This window comes from Mycobacterium colombiense, assembly GCF_001953985.1.
Taxonomy (GTDB): domain Bacteria; phylum Actinomycetota; class Actinomycetes; order Mycobacteriales; family Mycobacteriaceae; genus Mycobacterium; species Mycobacterium colombiense_B.
The window spans coordinates 55,889-75,304 of the sequence record NZ_MBEI01000083.1; the positions used below are offsets into that span (position 1 = coordinate 55,889).

General features: G+C 69.2%; 18 protein-coding genes and 1 tRNA gene. 10 read left to right on the forward strand and 9 right to left on the reverse strand.

Annotated elements, in window-relative coordinates:
- The 3 genes from A5732_RS26270 to A5732_RS26280 are packed head-to-tail and all read left to right on the forward strand — an operon-like array spanning window position 1 to window position 861.
- Complete coding sequence (locus tag A5732_RS26270; RefSeq protein ID WP_076050737.1) at window positions 1-201, forward strand: DUF4244 domain-containing protein; 201 nt, start codon at window positions 1-3, stop codon at window positions 199-201.
- 23 nt (window positions 202-224) lie between these two features.
- Window positions 225-527, forward strand: a complete 303-nt coding sequence (locus A5732_RS26275; RefSeq protein WP_170879895.1) for a TadE family type IV pilus minor pilin — start codon at window positions 225-227, stop codon at window positions 525-527.
- Window positions 487-861, forward strand: coding sequence for an Rv3654c family TadE-like protein (locus A5732_RS26280; RefSeq protein WP_076050735.1), 375 nt, complete (start codon window positions 487-489; stop codon window positions 859-861). Before A5732_RS26275 ends, A5732_RS26280 begins: the two co-directional genes overlap by 41 nt.
- Here the strand turns inward: A5732_RS26280 and A5732_RS26285 are convergent.
- The gene (locus tag A5732_RS26285; protein WP_076103812.1) at window positions 858-1,895 is read right to left on the reverse strand and encodes a PAS domain-containing protein; all 1,038 of its coding nucleotides are present in this window, start codon (window positions 1,893-1,895) and stop codon (window positions 858-860) included. The genes A5732_RS26280 and A5732_RS26285 overlap by 4 nt on opposite strands.
- A gap of 95 nt (window positions 1,896-1,990) precedes the next feature.
- Window positions 1,991-4,330: a DEAD/DEAH box helicase gene (locus tag A5732_RS26290; protein WP_076050732.1), complete on the reverse strand. Its 2,340-nt coding sequence runs from the start codon at window positions 4,328-4,330 to the stop codon at window positions 1,991-1,993.
- 297 nt (window positions 4,331-4,627) lie between these two features.
- Here A5732_RS26290 and cspA point away from each other — a divergent pair, with 297 nt between their 5' ends.
- From cspA to topA, 3 genes are all read left to right on the forward strand, one after another.
- The gene (gene cspA / locus A5732_RS26295) at window positions 4,628-4,831 is read left to right on the forward strand and encodes a cold shock protein CspA (RefSeq protein ID WP_007166602.1); all 204 of its coding nucleotides are present in this window, start codon (window positions 4,628-4,630) and stop codon (window positions 4,829-4,831) included.
- Between the two features lie 166 nt (window positions 4,832-4,997).
- Window positions 4,998-5,597: a hypothetical protein gene (locus A5732_RS26300; RefSeq protein ID WP_065057028.1), complete on the forward strand. Its 600-nt coding sequence runs from the start codon at window positions 4,998-5,000 to the stop codon at window positions 5,595-5,597.
- A gap of 214 nt (window positions 5,598-5,811) precedes the next feature.
- A complete protein-coding gene (gene topA, locus A5732_RS26305) occupies window positions 5,812-8,625 on the forward strand; it encodes a type I DNA topoisomerase (protein ID WP_076103814.1) in 2,814 nt (937 codons plus the stop codon).
- Here the strand turns inward: topA and A5732_RS26310 are convergent, their stop codons facing one another.
- Complete coding sequence (locus A5732_RS26310; protein ID WP_249266643.1) at window positions 8,626-10,254, reverse strand: adenylate/guanylate cyclase domain-containing protein; 1,629 nt, start codon at window positions 10,252-10,254, stop codon at window positions 8,626-8,628.
- A 154-nt stretch (window positions 10,255-10,408) separates the two neighbouring features.
- Between A5732_RS26310 and A5732_RS26315 the strand changes: the two genes are divergently transcribed.
- Together A5732_RS26315 and A5732_RS26320 are read left to right on the forward strand one after the other, a co-directional pair.
- On the forward strand, window positions 10,409-11,617 hold the full coding sequence (locus tag A5732_RS26315) for a DNA polymerase III subunit delta' (RefSeq protein ID WP_076103816.1): 1,209 nt from the start codon (window positions 10,409-10,411) through the stop codon (window positions 11,615-11,617).
- Between the two features lie 85 nt (window positions 11,618-11,702).
- Window positions 11,703-11,778, forward strand: a tRNA-Thr gene (locus tag A5732_RS26320).
- 5 nt (window positions 11,779-11,783) lie between these two features.
- Here the strand turns inward: A5732_RS26320 and A5732_RS26325 are convergent.
- Window positions 11,784-13,601: a hypothetical protein gene (locus A5732_RS26325; protein ID WP_253189122.1), complete on the reverse strand. Its 1,818-nt coding sequence runs from the start codon at window positions 13,599-13,601 to the stop codon at window positions 11,784-11,786.
- Here A5732_RS26325 and A5732_RS26330 point away from each other — a divergent pair.
- The gene (locus tag A5732_RS26330) at window positions 13,567-14,511 is read left to right on the forward strand and encodes an NAD-dependent epimerase/dehydratase family protein (RefSeq protein ID WP_142256684.1); all 945 of its coding nucleotides are present in this window, start codon (window positions 13,567-13,569) and stop codon (window positions 14,509-14,511) included. The two genes, A5732_RS26325 and A5732_RS26330, sit on opposite strands and share 35 nt — an antisense overlap.
- Here the strand turns inward: A5732_RS26330 and A5732_RS26335 are convergent.
- Genes A5732_RS26335 through A5732_RS26345 form a run of 3 tightly spaced genes read right to left on the reverse strand, consistent with a single transcriptional unit; the run spans window position 14,508 to window position 16,842 of the window.
- On the reverse strand, window positions 14,508-14,849 hold the full coding sequence (locus A5732_RS26335) for a DUF2304 domain-containing protein (RefSeq protein WP_007772279.1): 342 nt from the start codon (window positions 14,847-14,849) through the stop codon (window positions 14,508-14,510). The genes A5732_RS26330 and A5732_RS26335 overlap by 4 nt on opposite strands.
- Window positions 14,846-15,538, reverse strand: a complete 693-nt coding sequence (locus A5732_RS26340) for a glycosyltransferase family 2 protein (RefSeq protein ID WP_064952565.1) — start codon at window positions 15,536-15,538, stop codon at window positions 14,846-14,848. The genes A5732_RS26335 and A5732_RS26340 overlap by 4 nt, the downstream gene beginning before the upstream one ends.
- Before the next feature lie 35 nt (window positions 15,539-15,573).
- Window positions 15,574-16,842: a hypothetical protein gene (locus tag A5732_RS26345; protein WP_076050724.1), complete on the reverse strand. Its 1,269-nt coding sequence runs from the start codon at window positions 16,840-16,842 to the stop codon at window positions 15,574-15,576.
- Between the two features lie 128 nt (window positions 16,843-16,970).
- Between A5732_RS26345 and A5732_RS26350 the strand changes: the two genes are divergently transcribed.
- A complete protein-coding gene (locus A5732_RS26350; protein WP_076050722.1) occupies window positions 16,971-18,065 on the forward strand; it encodes a DUF475 domain-containing protein in 1,095 nt (364 codons plus the stop codon).
- Between the two features lie 21 nt (window positions 18,066-18,086).
- On the opposite strand, the gene A5732_RS26355 is transcribed toward A5732_RS26350, so the two are convergent.
- Together A5732_RS26355 and A5732_RS26360 are read right to left on the reverse strand one after the other, a co-directional pair.
- Complete coding sequence (locus A5732_RS26355) at window positions 18,087-18,809, reverse strand: hypothetical protein (protein ID WP_076050720.1); 723 nt, start codon at window positions 18,807-18,809, stop codon at window positions 18,087-18,089.
- Between the two features lie 76 nt (window positions 18,810-18,885).
- A complete protein-coding gene (locus A5732_RS26360) occupies window positions 18,886-19,374 on the reverse strand; it encodes an inorganic diphosphatase (protein ID WP_076050719.1) in 489 nt (162 codons plus the stop codon).
- Between the last annotated feature and the right edge of the window lie 42 nt (window positions 19,375-19,416).

The window sequence follows — 19,416 nt, forward strand, 5'->3', positions numbered from 1 at the left end:
ATGGTCAACATGTTTCGCGAATTCGCGGCACGCGTGGCCGTGCTGATTGCCGACGAGTCGGGCATGTCGACGGTCGAGTACGCCATCGGCACCATCGCGGCGGCCGCCTTCGGCGCGGTGCTCTACACCGTCGTCACCGGCGATTCGATCGTCTCGGCGCTGACCAACATCATCGGTCGTGCGCTCAACACCAAGGTGTAGCCGGCGATGCCGGTGCCTCCACGGTGGAGGCGGCGCTGGGCATCGCCGCGCTCGTGGTGGTGTTGGTGCTCTGCCTGGCCGGTGTCAGCGCGGTGTCGATGCAGGTGCGCTGTGTCGACGCCGCCCGCGAAGCCGCCCGGCTGGCGGCCCGCGGCGACGAACGCCTCGCGGTGGCCGCCGCGCGCCGGCTGGCGCCCGGTGGTGCGAGAGTCGACCTGCGCCGCGACGGCGACTTCCTGGTGGCCACCGTCGTCGCGCATTCGAAGCTGTTGCCCACCATCGAGATTGCGGCCAAAGCGGTCTCGGCGGCCGAGCCGTCGCGGTGAGCGGGGCTCGGCCACCGTAGTCGCGGCCTGGATGATCATCGCGCTGCTGGCGGCGACCGGTGCCGGCGCGTACCTGGGCTCGGCGGTGGTGGCGCGGCATCGCGCGCAGGCGGTCGCCGATCTGGCCGCCTTGGCGGGCGCGGCGCGGGTGACTTCCGGAGCGGATGCGGCCTGCGCCAGTGCCGCGGGCGTGGCACGCCGGATGCGGGTCGACGACATCGGCTGTGCGGTGGACGGTCTCGATGTCATCGTCACCGCGCGGGTGGCCGTCGCGTTCGGCGGCGCGGCGCGGGCCGCCGCGCGGGCGGGGCCCGCGACCGCAGAAGTCGGCTAAGGCGCGGCGTCGGGGCTCGGTGACAATCCCGCGGTGGCCAGTTCCTCGTCGGTGGGCAGGCGCAGCGAGACCAGTCCGGCGTACGTATCCGGTTCGAGTTCCACCCGGTTGACGGTGGCGTGCACCGGCACCCAATCCCCGCCGTGCCCGGGCAGCCGCAATACCCGGCTGGTGGCACCCCCACTGAATTCCCTTGTCATGGTGGACATCAGGTCGTGGTCATCGGGGTGAACCCGGGGCTTGCCCGTCTCACTGCTGCGCCAGTCGTAGAAGGTGCAGGGCTCGTCGAGCCATTTCAGCAGCGACCAGGTGTTGAGGTCGATCAGCGCCCGGTGCACCCCGGCCTGGGCCAGACCGCTGAGGATCCGTTGCGCCAGATCATCGGTCGACACGTCCGGGCCCCTGAATTCGGACTGCCAGTTCATCGCCCGCGCCACCAAGTGCTCCCGGCCGTCGGGTCCCGGTTCCAGAATCGTGCGTGCGACAAAACCTATCCGGATCGCCTCTCCCCGCCAGTCGGTGAGATCCCAGGTGCTGCACAGTGTTTGGTCGGGCTTCGCCTTGACCGCCATCGCCAGCACTTTGGTTTCGTTCGGGTTGAGTTCGCGGGATGGGAGGTCTTCGGCGAAGGCCCTGCCGAAGGTGACCTCGACTTCGGGATTCTTCCCGCTGTTGATCAACGATTCGCGGGTATCGGTGGCCACGCCGAGAGTCAGGTCCCACTTCAGCGGCCCCGGAAGCGGCCGCTCGGGCGGCTCGACGTCGGCGGGACCGGTCCAGACATGCACGCCGTGGATGAAGCCGTCGGACATCACCACCGGTTCGGTGCGAATGATGCGGTCACGCTTGGGCGTGATGCTGGTTAGGGCCTGGCCGGTCTGCACCGACTCGGCGATCGCCGTGCGAACCGCGGCCAGAAAGGGACTGCGGCGCAGGAACGTGGTGATGGGGACGAGATTTTTGAGCTGGCGACCCTGCGCCACCACGGTGGGATCACCCCCGAGTGTCTCCACGAGCAACCAGTCGTGGGCCATGCGGCCGATTTTACGGTGGGGCGACGGGTCTAGGGGAGTGCGGCCGTGGGCATCACGAGGCAAATCGAGTGGGTCGACCGTCGAGCGGTCGGTCGTCATCCGCGGAAGGTGTTCTCCCGGGGCCCCCGCGCCAACTCCGCGAGGACCAGCTTCAGCACCAGCACCGCGCCTGCCTTGTCGAGCGGGTCGTTGCCGTTGCCGCACTTGGGGGACTGCACGCATGACGGGCATCCCCGGGGGCACTCGCATGCTTCGATGGCGGCTGCCGTCGCCCCCAGCCAGGTGCGGGCTTGGCGAAAGCCCCGTTCGGCGAATCCCGCGCCGCCCGGGTAACCGTCGTAGACGAAGACGCTGGGCAGGCCGAGGGGATCGGGTCCGACGGCGGTGGACAGCCCACCGATGTCGCCGCGGTCGCAGCTGGCCACCAGCGGCAGCAGCCCGATCGCCGCGTGTTCGGCGGCGTGCAACGCCCCGGGGATTCGTGTCGCCTCAATGCCCTTGCGCTGCAACGCATCTTCGGTGATGGTGTACATCACCGCCGTGGTGGCCAGGGTGTGTTCCGGCATGTCCAATTCGATGAAGTCGATCACCTCCCCGGAGAGCCGGCGGCGCAGATATCCCACCACCTGATGGGTGACCCTGACCGGCACCACACCCAGCGTGACCGGCCCGAACGTCAGGCGCTCGCCTGCTCCGGTGACGGCGATATCGGTGATCTCGCGCGCGAACGTCGCGTAACCGGGGTCCTCGGCGTGCACGAACGCGATGCCTTCCTCGGTGTCCAGGGAGTCCACCACGTAGCTGTCGCCTTGATGGAGATACACCGCGCCGGGGTGGACGGTGGCCGGCGCCTGACCGACGCCGGCGCTGCCCAGCAGCCTTCCGGTGTCGGCCTCCACGATGACGATCTGGCCACCCGCCGAGCCCCGGATATCCACCGCCGCATGGGGTTCCAGGCCAGGCACCGGAAAGTACTTGCCGCCGCGCCGCCGCAGCAGCCCGTCGTCGACTAGGCCGTCGGCCACCTCGGTGGCGTCGAGGGCGCGCACCTCCGCTTCGTCCAGCGGCAGTTCGGTTGCGGCGCACAGCAGCTGCGGGCCCAGGATGTAGGGGTTGCCCGGGTCGATCACCACCCGCTCGACCGGCTTGTCCAGCAGCGCGGCGGGGTTGTGCACCAGATAGGTATCCAGCGGGTCGTCGCGGGCCACCAGCACCACCAGCGCGCCCTGGCCGCGCCGCCCGGACCGGCCGGCCTGCTGCCAGAACGAGGCGACCGTGCCCGGGAAACCGGCCAGCACCACCGCGTCCAGACCGGCGATGTCCACGCCCAATTCCAGCGCGTTCGTGGTGGCCAGGCCCCGCAGCCGGCCCTCGGCCAGCGCACGTTCCAGCGCGGTGCGATCCTCCGCGAGGTAACCGGCCCGATACGACGCGACCTGTCGGGACAGCTCCGGCGCGATGTCGTCCAACCTGGCTTGGGCGCCCAGCGCGGTCAATTCGGCGGCGCGGCGGGACCGCACGAACGTCAGCGTCTGAGCGCCCTCGGCGATCAGGTCGGCCATCACGCGCGCCGCCTCGGCGCCGGCGGAACGGCGCACCGGTGCGCCGTTCTCGCCGGTCAGGTCCGCCCGCAGCGCGGGCTCCCACAGCGCCACCGTCCGGGCGCCCTGCGGTGAACCGTCCTCGGTGACCTCCTCGACCGGCAGCCCGATGAGTTCGGCGGCGGTCGCGCCCGGCGAATCCGTTGTCGCGCTGGCGAAGATCACCGTTGGCGAGGACGAATAGCGGGCGCACAGTCGTAGCAGGCGGCGCAGCACCATCGCCACGTTCGAGCCGAAAACTCCACGGTAGTAATGACATTCGTCGACAATCACGAAACGCAGGCCACGCAAGAGGACGCCCCAGCGGGCGTGATTGCGCAAGATCGACAAATGGATCATGTCGGGGTTGGAGAACAACCACCGCGAACGTTCCCGCGCGAAGCGTCGGACTTCGGTGGGACTGTCGCCGTCGTAGGCGGTCGGCGCGACGTCGTGCAGGCGCGGAATCGCCGCGGTGAGCGCGTGAGCGGCCCGCAATTGGTCGTGGCCCAACGCTTTTGTCGGCGACAGGTAGAGCACCCGCGCGCGCGGATCGGTGGCCAACGCGTTGAGGACCGGAAGCTGGTAGGCCAGTGACTTGCCCGACGCGGTACCAGTGCTGAGCACGACGTGACGGCCGGCGTACGCCAGGTCGGCGGCCGCGAACTGATGCGACCACGGTGATTTGATCCCGCGTTCGGCGAACGCGCCGACCACATCGGGCTCGGCCCAGGCCGGCCAATCGCGCGGCCGGCCGCTGCGCGGTGGCAGTTCGGCGACATGGCGCAACGGGTGCTCGTCCGAGGCTGTTCCGGCGAGCGCGGCGGCAAGCAGGTCGCGGCCGAAACTCGCCATCTCACCCCCTCGGTGGATCCGTTGTGAAATCGGCCTTTGAATCGGCCCTGGAATCGGCGTTCGAATCGAGCGGCAGACACAAGTCTGTCGCCGACGCGATGAACATGGTTGACTATTTGCGGTCGCAGCTTCTGTGTTCGTGTAAAACTTTCGCAGGATCGACGTTGCGGCCGCGGTTCCTGCGAGGTTAATCGGTCGGGTGAAGTTCCGGCGACTCAGCGAGGTATGGCGGTCGTACCAGGCCCGGGGCATCGAAAGGCGATGCTCCGCACCCAGAAGAAAAGGAAAGATCGAGAGATGCCACAGGGAACTGTGAAGTGGTTCAACGCGGAGAAGGGCTTCGGGTTCATCGCCCCCGAAGACGGTTCCGCCGATGTGTTTGTCCACTACACGGAGATCCAGGGTTCGGGCTTCCGCACCCTCGAAGAGAACCAGAAGGTCGAGTTCGAGATCGGCCACAGCCCTAAGGGCCCCCAGGCCACCGGAGTCCGCTCCGTCTAGACCGAGCAGACCTGAAACGGATGCCCCCCGTGCAGACCCGCCCAGCGGGTCCGGCCGGGGGGTTTCCTATTTTGTCGCCGCGACCAGCTGCGCATCCCCGTTGGTCCGGGACGCCGCGCCGATTACCTCAAGACGCGGATGGGTGCCCTGGCCTACTGTCGGTGGCGTGAGCCAGCTGTCCTTCTTCACAGCGGAGTCGGTGCCGCCCGCGGTCGCCGATCTTTCCGGGGTGCTGGCGGCGTCCGGGCAGATCGTTACCGTGGGTGCCACCGGTGAAAGCCCCGTCGCGGGCGCCCGCCTGTCCGTGGTCGTGGACCAGTCCTGGCGGGCCACGGCGCTGGCCGAGATGATCCGCGAGGCCGGTCTGGTGGCCGAGATCAGCCGGACCGACGAGGACACCCCGCTGGTGCGCACGGCTGTGGACCCGTCGTTGAGCACGCTGGCCACCGAGTGGACGCGCGGTGCGGTCAAAACCGTGCCGCCGCGCTGGCTGCCCGGGCCGCGCGAGCTGCGGGCGTGGACGTTGGCGGCCGGAAACCGCGAGGGCGAGCATTACCTGCTGGCATTGGACCCGCACGCGCCGGACACGCACTCGCCGCTGGCGTCGGCATTGATGCGCGTCGGGATCGCGCCCACCCTGATCGGCACCCGCGGTGGCCGGCCGGCGCTGCGGATCAGCGGGCGCCGCAGGCTATCGCGCCTGGTAGAGAACGTGGGCGAGCCGCCCGACGGCGATGAGGCGCTTTCGCGGTGGCCGCGAGTCTAGGCTGGACATAACGCCCGCAATTGCGTCGGCTTTCCGTCATTTTCGCGGAGGTCAGTTTGCGCAGGCCCCGTCAAGGGTGCGAAATTGTCAGATGCCGCAGGGCGAAGGAACGGTCGCGTACCTGAATTTCACCGGAATTTTCGATGCCGACCTGTCATTCTTCCTGCAGGTGGTCTCGCAGGGGGGACCAATCAGAGATGGAGCGTAAGGGCAGTTGGCTGACCCGAAACTAAAGGACACCGGCAGCGGCGGGAATGGCAGCCGCCGGCGACTCGTGATCGTCGAGTCGCCCACAAAGGCGCGCAAACTGGCCAGCTACCTGGGCTCCAGGTACATCGTCGAGTCGTCGCGCGGTCACATCCGCGACCTGCCCCGGGCCGCCGCCGACGTGCCGGCGAAGTTCAAGTCGGAGCCGTGGGCCCGCCTCGGGGTCAATGTCGACGCGGACTTCGAACCGCTGTACATCATCAGCCCCGAGAAGAAGAGCACGGTCACCGAGCTCAAGGGCCTGCTCAAGGAAGCCGACGAGCTCTATCTGGCCACGGATGGTGACCGCGAGGGCGAAGCGATCGCCTGGCACCTGCTGGAAACCCTGAAGCCGAACATCCCGGTCAAGCGCATGGTGTTCCACGAGATCACCGAACCGGCCATCCTCGAGGCAGCCGAGAACCCCCGCGACCTGGACATCGACCTGGTCGACGCGCAGGAAACCCGGCGCATCCTGGACCGCCTGTACGGCTATGAGGTCAGCCCCGTGCTGTGGAAGAAGGTCGCGCCGAAGCTGTCGGCCGGCCGGGTCCAATCGGTGGCCACCCGCATCATCGTGCAGCGCGAACGCGACCGCATGGCGTTTCGCAGCGCTTCCTACTGGGACATCGTGGCCCAGCTCGACGCCAGCGTGTCCGACCCGCAGGCGTCGCCGCCCACCTTCACCGCCCGCCTGACCGGCGTCGACGGCCTGCGTGTGGCCGCCGGCCGCGACTTCGACTCGCTGGGGCAGCTGCGCAAGGCCAACGAGGTCACCATTCTCGACGAGGCGAGCGCGACACAGCTGGCGGCGGGCCTGCGCGGCGCCCAGCTCACCGTCGCGTCGGTGGAGGAAAAGCCCTACACCCGGCGTCCCTACGCGCCGTTCATGACCTCGACGCTGCAGCAGGAAGCCGGCCGCAAGTTGCGGTTCTCCTCCGAGCGCACGATGAGCATCGCCCAGCGGCTCTACGAGAACGGCTACATCACCTATATGCGTACCGACTCCACCACGCTGTCGGAGTCGGCGATCAACGCCGCGCGCACCCAGGCCCGCCAGCTCTACGGCGCCGAATACGTGTCCCCGTCGCCGCGCCAGTACACCCGCAAGGTCAAGAACGCCCAGGAGGCCCACGAGGCCATCCGCCCCGCGGGTGAGACGTTCGCGACCCCGGACGCGGTGCGCCGCGAACTCGACGGCGACGAATTCCGCATCTACGAGCTGATCTGGCAGCGCACGGTGGCCTCGCAGATGGCCGACGCCCGCGGCACCACGCTGAGCCTGCGGATCAACGGCCAATCCGCCGGCCGCGACGTGGTGTTCTCGGCCAGCGGTCGCACCATCACGTTCGCGGGCTTCTTGAAGGCCTACGTGGAGACGGTGGACGAGTTGGCCGGCGGCGAGGCCGACGACGCCGAGAGCCGGCTGCCGCAGCTGACCCAGGGCCAGCGGCTGGACGCCATCGAGCTCACCCCCGACGGCCACGCCACCAACCCGCCGGCGCGCTACACCGAGGCGTCACTGGTCAAGGCGCTCGAAGAGCTGGGCATCGGCCGCCCGTCGACGTACTCGTCGATCATCAAGACCATCCAGGACCGCGGCTACGTGCACAAGAAGGGCAGCGCGCTGGTGCCGTCCTGGGTGGCGTTCGCCGTAACCGGTTTGCTTGAACAGCATTTCGGCCGCCTCGTCGACTACGACTTCACCGCCGCGATGGAAGACGAGCTGGACGCGATCGCCTCGGGGCAGGAACGACGCACCGACTGGCTCAACAACTTCTACTTCGGCGGCGAGCACGGGGTGGCCGACTCGGTGGCCCGCTCCGGCGGCCTGAAGAAACTCGTCGGCGTCAACCTGGAAGGCATCGACGCTCGAGAAGTCAACTCGATCAGGCTCTTTGACGACGAGCAGGGCCGGCCGGTTTACGTCCGGGTGGGCAAGAACGGGCCGTATCTGGAGCGCATGGTGACCGGCGACGACGGCGAGCCCAAGCCGCAGCGGGCCAACCTCAACGACTCGCTGACCCCCGACGAGCTGACGCTGGAGGTGGCCGAGCAGCTGTTCGCGACGCCGCAGGAGGGCCGCGTGCTGGGGGTGGACCCGGAAACCGGTCACGAGATCGTCGCCAAGGACGGCCGTTACGGGCCATACGTTTCCGAGGTGCTGCCGGAGCCGCCCCCGGGCGACGAGGGGGGCAGCGCCGCGCCGGCGAAGAAGGGCAAGAAGCCCACCGGTCCCAAGCCACGCACCGGTTCGCTGCTGCGCACCATGGACTTGCAGACCGTCACGCTCGAGGACGCGCTGCGGCTGCTCTCGCTGCCGCGGGTGGTCGGCGTGGACCCCGCCACCGGCGAGGAGATCACCGCGCAGAACGGCCGCTATGGTCCATACCTGAAGCGCGGCACCGATTCTCGCTCGCTGGCAACCGAGGAGCAGATGTTCGACATCACCCTCGAGGAAGCGCTGAAGATCTACGCCGAGCCCAAACGTCGTGGCCGGCAGGGCGCCGCCGCGCCGCCGCTGCGTGAGCTGGGCGCCGATCCGGCGACGGGCAAGCCGATGGTGATCAAAGACGGCCGGTTCGGTCCGTACGTCACCGACGGCGAGACGAACGCCAGCCTGCGCAAGGGCGACGACGTGCTGTCGATCACCGATGAGCGCGCCGCGGAACTGCTGGCCGATCGGCGGGCTCGTGGTCCGGCGAAGCGTCCCGCCAAGAAGGCCACGCGCAAGGCCCCGGCCAAGAAGGCCGCGGCCAAAAAGGCCGCCAAGCGCAGTTGATCAGTAGCCCGGGCCGATGGTCTCGCCGGACATCTCTTCGGCGCGAACGCGGGTGGGCTCCGAGTCGGCCGTTCCGGCCAGGTTCACCGGACGCGCCAGCTGGGTGGGCGCCCGACGGCCGCGCAGCTCGACCACCTCGCCGACGTCCCAGCACAGGGCCTCGGCATCCAGCGCCCCGCTGACCGCGATGGCCGACGCGAGCACGTGACCGGGCTCCAGCTTGGCGAGTTCGGTCAGCCGGGCCGCCTCGTTGACCGGGTCACCGATCACCGTGTACTCGAAGCGGGCCTGCGCGCCGATGTGGCCGGCGATGGCCCGCCCGGATGACACCCCGATGCCGAACTCCGCCGAACCGATCACCGGCAGCAGCGCGTCGTGCAGTTCCCGGGCAGCGGCCAGCGCGCCACCGGGTGAGTCGGGGTGCTCGATCGGCGCGCCGAAGATGGCCAGCGCGGCGTCACCCTGGAACTTGTTGACGAAACCACCATGCTTGCCAACGGTTTCCACGACCACTCGGAAGAATTCGTTGAGCAGGTGGACGACCTCGGCGGGCGGCCGGGTCGAGGCCAGCTGGGTGGAGCCGACCAGGTCCACGAACAGCACCGCGACATCGCGCTCCTGGCCGCCCAGCTCGGTGCCGCGCTCCAGCGCACGGCGGGCCACGTCCTCGCCGACGTAGCGGCCGAACAGGTCACGCAGCCGCTGCCGCTCGGACAGGTCGCGCACCATGTCGTTGAAGCCGGCCTGCAGCAGGCCCAGCTCGCTGGCGTCGTAGATCTGCATGTGCGCGTTGTAGTTTCCGCGCTGCACCTCGGAGAGCGCCCAGCGCAGCTGGCGCAGCGGGTCGGCGATCGACATGGCCACCAGCAGCGTGCTGACGAGCCCGATGCCGAGCGCCGCCACCGCCAGCAACAGGATGGGCGTGAACAGCTTCTCCGGCGTGGCGTGCAGCAGCGAGGTCTTGTCGGCCACCACCGCCAGCACGATCGCCAGCACCGGCACGGCGGTGGACAGCATCCAGGTCAGGATCTGCCGCAGGATGACGCCGGGCGCCTTGACGTTCTCGGGCACCCCGCTGCGCAGGGCGGCCACCGCCACGGGCCGCAGCACCCGCTCGGACTGCAGGTAGCCGATGATCGAGGTGGCCGCGGCGCCGAGCCCGGTGGACACGGCGACCACGGGCGCGGCGAATCGGGCCACCGACCAGCTGGCGATGATGAATACGACGCTGCCGATCGCCCAGGCCACGATGCTGATCAGGGTGCGGTAGAACGGCATTCGCAGCGCGCGGCTGCGGGCCAGTTCGGTGGCCGCCGGGTCGGCCTCGGCGAGCATGTTGTCGCGGCGCTGCCACCGGAACACCGGCATCAGCAGGCGCAGGGTCACGGCCAAGCCGGTGAGGAAGACGACCACCAGTGCGGTGGCGAAGATCGCCAGGTTCAGAACCGGCAGATCCTGCAACTGGATGCGGTCCTCGGGCGGCAGCGCGTAGCGGAGGAAGCCGAGCACGAACAGGGCGCCGATGATGTCGGCCTGCAGCATGCTGAGCGAGAACAGCGGCCAGGGCGTGCGCATCACCCAGCGGATGAATGCGCTGATCCGCCCCGGTAGTGCCGCCGCCGTTGTCACTAACCCACCGTATCGGTCACCGCCGACCTCCCGGAAACTTAATAACGATCTCGGCAGGTCGTTCGGGTACCCTCGCCGACGCCGTTGATAACGGAATGGTCGCAGTACGGTGGCCGTTCGGTATCTGTCGGCAGCGCCACTACTGTTACCGGTGATGTCCGGGGTGTTTACGCGGCTGGTAGGCCAGGATGCGGTGACGGCCGTGCTGCTGTCCGCCGCCAGAGCCGCTCGCGGTGACTCAAGCCACAGCGGCGCGGGCGCCGGGACTATGACACATGCGTGGCTGATCACCGGTCCGCCGGGTTCGGGGCGCTCGGTGGCGGCGTTGTGCTTCGCGGCCGCGCTGCAGTGCACGTCCGACGGGGACCCGGGCTGCGGGCGCTGCCATGCATGCACGACGACCATGGCCGGCACCCACGCCGACGTGCGGCGGGTGATTCCCGAAGGCCTGTCCATCGGGGTCGACGAGATGCGGTCGATCGTGCAGATCGCGTCGCGGCGCCCCGCCACCGGGCACTGGCAGATCGTGGTGATCGAAGACGCCGATCGGCTGACCGAGGGCGCCGCTAATGCCCTGCTGAAGGTGGTCGAGGAACCTCCGCCGTCGACGGTGTTCCTGCTGTGCGCGCCGTCGGTGGATCCCGAGGACATCGCCATCACGCTGCGCTCCCGGTGCCGGCATGTGGCGCTGGTGACGCCGTCCACCGAGGCGATCGCGCACGTGCTGGTCGACAGCGACGGCCTGAGCCCGGACACGGCGAGCTGGGCGGCGTCGGTCAGCGGCGGCCACGTGGGCCGGGCGCGCCGGCTGGCCACCGACCCCGAGGCCAGGGAGCGCCGGGAGCGGTCGCTGTCGCTGGTGCGCGACGCCGCGACCCCGTCGCGGGCCTACGCCGCCGCCGAGGAGCTGGTGGCCGCGGCCGAGGCCGAGGCCGTCGTGCTGACCGCGGACCGCGCCGAGGCCGAGACCGAGGAGCTGCGCACCGCCCTGGGCGCCGGCGGCACCGGCAAGGGCACCGCGGGCGCGATGCGCGGCGCGGCCGGGGCGATGAAGGACCTTGAGCGACGGCAGAAGTCGCGGCAGACCCGGGCCTCGCGCGACGCCCTGGACCGCGCGCTGATCGACCTGGCGACTTATTTCCGGGACGCGCTGATGACCTCCGCCAACGCCGGGGCGGTGCGGGCCAACCATCCGGATATGGCCGAGAAGGTCGCGGCGCTGGCCGCGCACGCCCCGCCCGCGCGGTTGCTGCGCTGCATCGAAGCGGTGCTCGAATGCCGCGAGGCGCTGGCCATCAACGTCAAGCCCAAGTTCGCCGTCGACGCCATGGTCGCCACCATCGGCCAGGAACTGCGGGACTGATCGCCCGGCGAGGCGGAGCGGGCAATCCTGATTTCGTGGTGCCAGCCCGCCTGCCGTAGACTCGTGCCGCCCGGCGTGCGGGTATGCCGCCTTAGCTCAGTCGGTAGAGCGATTCACTCGTAATGAATAGGTCGGGGGTTCGATTCCCCCAGGCGGCTCCATAGCTTCAGGCCGGCGCCACGAAGCCCACCGGGCCCGACGCGATGCACAACGCCAGCGCGGCGGTGTTGGCGCGCACGGTGATCGCGTCCCCGGCACCCGGCAGCCTGGCGAAGACCCGGTTGAGTCCGGGGTGCAGCGGTACCTTGACCTCTGGGCCCTGCGTCATCTTCAGCGTCATCGAGCCGTCGCTGTTGGCCAGGTAGTTCAGTTCGACGGTCCAATCGGCGGGCAGCAGCGGGCCGTCGAGGACCAGGCGGGCCGGCCTGTCCGGCTGGGCGAAGTAGCCGCACTGCGGCATCGGCCCGGGCACGATGGTCCGCACCCAGGTGACCCGCGCATTGATCAGCCGGCCCGACCTGTCGAACATGCGCAATTGCGTTGTCGCGGGCGCGAATTCGGGCCTGTCCCGCAGCAGCGCGAACAGGTGGCTGGCCAGGTTCTCCGGTGCGGCCACCCGCTGCAGCACCAACGGATCGACCTCCTGGTCCAGCAGCGGCGGATCCGAGGCGGCGTGGGCCGCGGCCAGGGAAGCCCGGGCGTTGCGCAGATAGGGCTGGGCGGGGTTGTCGCGCCAGCTGGTCAGGAACGTCGCCGTCGAGTACAGGCTGCTGGCCGCGAACAACACCGCCAACACCGCGACCACCGCGATGCGCTTCGGCGAGGCGTCCAGCCAGCGCGGCCCGACCTGCCGGTTGGGCGCACACAACGCCACGGCGGCCAGCAGCGCCAGCACCACGACCAGATCCGGCAGGTAGCGCAGCGTCTGCGCGAGTTCGAGCGCTGTCTGCTTGGACGACCGCATCAGATAGATCGGCACCTGGCAGGCGACGGCGTAGCCGACGGCGATCAGCCACACCGGCCAGATGCGCTCCTTGCGCACCAGCGACACCGCCAGGATCGCGGCCAGCACCAGCCAGCCCAGCGCCATCACCGTCGGCGGGGGCGTCGCCCAGGGTGAGGCCGGGGCCCACCGGTCCCAGTGCCACGGCCCGCCGGCCAGTCCCGGCACGATGCCGTGCGTCGCCGAGCGGATCAGCAGCTGCCCGGTCATCGACAGATCCGAACTCCACCGCTGCTGGTTGACCACCGCCAGATACAGCGCGATCCAGGCCGCGGTGAGGGTCAGCGCGGCGATCCACAATCGCAGGCCGGCCCGCCACACCCTCGCCAGCGCCGATCCCACGCTCCGATCGCCGGTGACGTGGCACAGCAGCGCGGTCACCGCGAACGCGACGAACGGGATCACCGCGGCCTTCTCGAAGAACAGCAGCCCGCCGAAGTAGACCAGCATCCCGGTCACGGCGTACCGCTGTTTGCCGGTGCGCACCAGCAGGATGGCGTCGGAGCACACCCAGGCCAGTGCGGCCAGCATCGGCAGCGAGTTCAGCGCCGCCGCCCACCACGCGAATCCGGGCACGGCCAACGGTGTGAACAACGCGAACGTCAACGGGATCAGCAGCACCGGCCGCCAGCCCAGGATGACGTACAGCGCGCGCAACAACGCCAGCGACGCCAGCAGTTGCAGCACCAGCAGGCTGACCGCCGGCCAGGTCCAGTTCAGCGGCGCCAGCCGGATGATGGTGCCCGCGACCAGAAATGCCCCGGGCATGACGTGCCCGTCGTGGTCGTCGAACAGATACGACGGCGCGAGCAGGTTGTGGGTGCCGGCCTTGCCGATGAGGATCAGGTCGTCCCAGTAGAAGTAGCCACCGAAGGCCAGCACCGCCCGCACCGCGAGCTGCACCGCGATGAGCGCGGCGGCCGCGGTCGCTATGTATGGTGGGCCGGTGCGTGCACTGGTTACCGGGGCGGCCGGATTCATCGGCTCGACGCTAGTCGACCGTCTGTTGGCCGACGGTCACACGGTGGTGGGGCTGGACAACTTCGCCTCCGGCCGCGCGACCAACCTCGAGCACCTGGCCGACAATCCGGCTCACGTCTTCGTCGAGGCCGACATCGTGACCGCCGATCTGGAGGCAATCCTCGGCGAGCAGCGCCCGGAGGTGGTGTTTCACCTGGCGGCCCAGATCGACGTGCGGCACTCGGTGGCCGACCCGCAGTTCGACGCCTCGGTCAACGTCATCGGCACGGTGCGCCTGGCCGAGGCGGCCCGCCGGGCGCAGGTCCGCAAGATCGTGCACACCTCCTCGGGCGGATCCATCTACGGCACCCCGCCGCAATACCCCACCCCCGAGACCGTGCCGACCGACCCCGCGTCGCCGTATGCCGCTGGGAAGCTGGCGGGCGAGATCTACCTGAACACCTTCCGCCACCTCTACGGGCTGGACTGCTCGCACATCGCCCCTGCGAATGTCTATGGGCCCCGCCAGGATCCGCACGGCGAGGCCGGCGTGGTGGCGATCTTCGCCCAGGCGCTGCTCTCGGGTAAACCCACCAAGGTCTTCGGGGACGGCAGCAACACCCGCGACTACGTCTTCGTCGACGACGTCGTGGACGCCTTCGTCAGGGCGTCCGGTGACGCCGGCGGCGGGCAGCGCTTCAACATCGGCACCGGCATCGAAACCTCGGACCGCCAATTGCATTCGGCGGTGGCGGCCGCTGTCGGGGGACCCGACGATCCAGAGTTCGCGCCGCCGCGGCTCGGCGATCTCAAGCGGTCCTGCCTCGACATCGGTTCGGCCGCAGAGGTTTTGGGCTGGAAACCGAAGGTCGAGCTATCCGACGGGGTGGCCCGCACGGTGGAGTTCTTCCGGCAGGCGCAGGCCGACTAGCCCCCTTCGGGCGCCTGCGCGGAGTCCATCGCCACCGCCCGGGCCAGCCGCGCGTAGCGCAGCTCCAAGTCCTTGAACCGCATGTAGGTGCTCAGCGTGGTGAAGCAGAACGCCATGATCAGCGCGTAGAGCATCAGGTCGGTGCCGCGCCGCACCCCGAACCAGTGCGCGACCACCGTCGTGTCGTCGGGCCGCAGCACGGCGTAGATGCCGGCCAGCACGAACACGACATAGCCGACCTTGACCCACGCCTTCGACCGCGAATTGCGGCGCGACCGCAGCAGATACACCAGCAATGCGACGATCGCCCCGATCAGCAGCACCTGGATCCAGTTCATGGAGTCCTCCCTCGCAGGAACCCGTCGAAAATGATGTTGACACCGTTGAGCAGGGGTTGCCCCTTCGATCTCGAGTACTCGGTGTAGAGCACTTCGATCGGCTCTTCGGCGACGCGCCAATGGTTTTCGTCGATCAGCATGATGAATTCGTTGGCGTGGCTCATGCCGCTCATGGTGATGTCCAGGCCGTCGGCGACCTTCTTGTTGAACACCCGCAGCCCATTGTTGGTGTCGGTCAGGCCAAGTCGGCGGCCGCGCCGGCTCAACCGCGCGGCGGTCTGCAGCACGATCCGCTTGACGAACGGTGGCCGGGCGCTTTGTTGCGTGCCGAACCGGGTGCCGATGACGACGTCGACATCGCCGGCCCGCAACCGGTCGACCATGGTCGCCAGGTCCTTGACGCGGTGCTGGCCGTCGGCATCGAAGGTGGCGAAGATCTGGGCACCCGGCTGCTTACGGGCGTACTCGACGCCGGTCTGGATGGCGGCGCCTTGCCCGAGGTTGATGGGATGCCGCACCAGGTGGGCCCCGGCCCGCAGCGCGATCTCACCGGTGTCGTCGGCGCTGCCGTCGTCCACGCAGACGACATGGTCGAACACCGAGCGCACATCGGCGACCACCTCGCCGATGACAGCTGCTTCGTTGAAGGCGGGAATGACGACCCAGACGGCATGCGTTTCAGTACCCATCTAAGCCCACAAGGTACACGCTGGTGCAGGTCATATCAGCCGGTAGAGCGCGCGGCGCGCGACAGCGCCAGCAGATGGACGCCGATCCCCACCAGCGGGCCGCACAGCAGGCCGACCACGGTCCGCGTCTGCAGGGACAGCGGCAGCAACAGCAGCAATCCCGACGCGACCGTGGCGATCACCCAGCCCAGCGAGTAGGCGCGGTGCAGCGCGGCGGCCACCGCCGCCGCCCCGGTCAGCGTCAGCATGGCGATCGCCACCGCGGCCGCGGTCAGCCACGCCAGCAGCGCGCTGCTCGCGTGGTACTGCGGCCCGAACGCGACCCGCAGCAGCCACGGGCCCACCACGCCCGCGGCCACCACCCCGACCGCGCCGATCGCCCCGACGATCCCCGCCGGGGCGAGCAGCGCGCGGATCCGGTCGCTGCGCTCGTCGACGAAATGGGCAATCAGGTTGCCCTGCATGGCCGTCAGCGGCACCAGCAGCGGCGCCCGGGTCAGCGTGACGGCCAGGATGATCACACCGCCCTGCGCGCCGAGCTCGGCGCTGGTCAGCTTCAGCAGCACCGGAAATCCCATCACCAGGATGGCGCTGGCGCCGGCCGCGGTGATCGAATGCGCCGCGCCCCGTAGGAACGTCGCGGTGCCGCCCGGGGTCAGCAGGCGGGCGGTGGCCCTGGTGGCCGGCGAGGCCACCAGCAGGAGCAGCCAGGCGACCGCGCCCGCCACCGTCGCCCACAGGAAGCCGACCAATCGCCAGCCCAGCGCCACGGTGGCCGCGGCCACCAGCACCCGGATGACGGCGTCGGTCACCATCAGCGCGCCGTAGCGGGTCCACTGGTTGGTGCCGGCCAGCATGCCCAGCAGGGTGGCGTGCACGCAGAACCCGGCCAGCCCGACGGACAGCAGCGCCACCGACAGCAGCCGCGACTCGACGAACACCCGCCCGCTCCACAGCGGCGAGCTGCCGGCGATCACGACGGCCGCGGCGATCCCGACCATCATGGCGACGCGCATCGGATGGGTGCGGGGTTCGCCGGTCGCCGGCAGGGCGGCCAGGTCGCTGATATAAGGCGTCGTGCGGACTTCGCGGGTGGTTTCCTGCAGCAGGCCGTTGGCGGCGCCGGTGACCAGTCCGAACGCCCCCCAGAACACGCCGAATATCGAAAACCCGCTCGGCGCCAGGTCACGAGCGGCCAGATAGATCACCGCGTAACCGCACAGCGCCGTCACGGCGGTGGCGGTGCCGACCCGGGCCATGCTGCCGCGAGCCACCGGCCCCTGCGAGGCGCTGATCTCGGTCATCGGGGCGGCGGTGCTTTCGGCCGACTGCCCCGATGTTTCGCCACAATTTGAAAATTCTATGCGGACCGCGGCGATCGCCCATCGCGGCGATCCGGTTCACTAATGTGGTCGGCTGTCGGAAAGGATCCATGTCCGCTTTGCGTACCTTCGGGATCTCGCTGGTGGTCACCGCGGCGGCCCTCGGCCTCGGATATGCCTATGGCGGCTTCAAAGGTCTTTATCTGCTGCTGGTGCTGGCCGTCCTCGAGGTGTCGTTGTCGTTCGACAACGCCATCATCAACGCCTCGATCCTGAAGCGGATGAGCCGCTTCTGGCAGCAAATGTTCCTGACGATCGGGATCCTCATCGCCGTGTTCGGCATGCGACTGCTCTTCCCGCTGCTCATCGTGTGGGCGACGGCGGGGCTTGAACCGGTGCGCGCGATGGAGCTGGCGCTGCATCCGCCGCCGCACGGCGCGCTGGAGTTCCCGGACGGCTCGCCCAGCTACGAAAAGCTGGTCATCGCCGCGCATCCTCAGATCGCCGCGTTCGGCGGCATCTTCCTGTTGATGCTGTTCCTGGATTTCATCTTCTATGACCGAGATATCATGTGGCTCAAGTGGATTGAGATCCCCTTCGCGCGCATCGGCCGGTTGGGGCAGGTGTCGCTGGTGGTCACCGGCCTGGCGCTGGTGCTGGTGGGCACCCGGTTGACGCACTCGGGCGACGAGGCGGCCACGGTGCTGACCGCCGGGCTGCTGGGCATGGTGACCTATCTGGTGGTCAACGGCTTGAGCCGGGCATTCCGGCCGGCCGATACCGACACCGACACCGATACCGGCTCGGCAGGCGCGGCGACGCGCTGGGCCGGTCTGACCTTGTTCGCCTACCTCGAGGTGCTCGACGCCGCCTTCTCGTTCGACGGCGTCACGGGCGCGTTCGCCATCACCTCGGACCCGATCGTCATCGCGCTGGGGCTGGGACTGGTCGGCTCGATGTTCGTCCGGTCGATCACCATCTACCTGGTCCGCCAGCAGGCCCTGGGCCGGTACGTGTACCTGGAGCACGGCGCGCACTGGGCGATCGGGGCGCTGGCGGTGATCATGCTGGCCTCCATCGAGCCCAAGTTCGAGGTCCCCGAGCCCGTCACCGCCTCGGTCGGCGTGGTGTTCATCGCGGCGGCGTTGGGCTGGAGCATCCTGCGCAATCGCCGCGTCGCCCGCGCCCGGACCAACGCGGTCTAGGCCCGATGGCGGTGACCCGCTTCACCCGGCTCCGCCGCGCTTGCGATCGCCGCTGGCCTCGATCTGCCCGGCGATGCGCTGTTCGATGGCGGCCCGGGCGGGGGCGGGAAGCGCGATCAGACCGTCGAGCTCCTTGGTCGCCCGCGCGTAGGCGTTCTGGCGTTCCTCGCGCGTCGCCGCGTCGTCGTTCGCCAGGTGCAGCAGGTTCTGGGCGCGCGCCAGCCGCTGTTGGTCGTCGGCCGAGAAGTCGCTGCGCCGCCGCCGGATCGCCTCGGCTTCGGCGATCTCGAACGCGCTGAGGTATTCGTGGACGGCATCGCGGTAGTCCAGCAGCGCATCCCGGTCGCCCACCAGGGCGTCAGGTGGTTCGGGTCGCAGCAGGTCGGCGCGCCGCTTCGCCTTGTGGAACGCGATGGTGAGCGGGTCGCGCATGTTGGTCATCAGCGGGAAGTCCAACAGCTTCGCGATGTCGATCTCATAGTCGAACCACCGGGCGTCGGTACGGTCATGCGCGGCAACGAGCTTGGCGATTTCCCGGCGGTCGGCTTCCGCGTGGGTCCGCCCCCGCCCGGACGCCTCGGCCACCGCGATCTTGGCCTGCTGCTTCAACCGGTAGCGCTCCATCCGGCGCTCGGCCCGGCGCTCGTTGGCCGCGGCGATGGCCCGCAGCCCGCCGCCGATCACACCGCCCAGTGGGAAAACCAGCCACCAGAAGTTCGCGGCGAAGTGCAGCACCGGGGTCACATCGCCAGGATGCCACCGAGAATCCCGCAGCGGCGCGGGCGCGATTACGCCGAAAGCATCAACGCGCCGGCGTGGTTCAGTGCCCTTCGGTCTTGAACCGCTCGATCGAGCGCAGGATCTCCGCCTCGGCCTCTTCGCGGCCGACCCAGTCCGCGGCCTTGACGAACTTGCCCGGTTCCAGGTCCTTGTAGTGCACGAAGAAGTGCTTGATCACGTCCAGCTCGAACTCCGGAACGTCGCCGATGTCCTGGATGTGGTCCCAGCGGTGGTCGCCGGCCGGCACGCACAGCACCTTGTCGTCGCCGCCCTTTTCGTCCGTCATCCGGAACATGCCCACGGGACGGGCCTCCACGATGACGCCGGGAAACACCGACTGCGGCAACAGCACCATCGCGTCCAGCGGGTCGCCGTCCTCCCCGAGGGTGTCCTCGATGAAGCCGTAGTCGGTCGGATAGGCCATCGCGGTGTACAGGTAGCGGTCCAGACGTAGCCGTCCAGTCTCGTGGTCGACCTCGTACTTGTTCCGCTGGCCCTTTTGGATCTCGATGGTCACGTCGAATTCCACCGCGTCGGCTCCTTGTCTTTCGGGCAGGCCAATTTTGCTCTG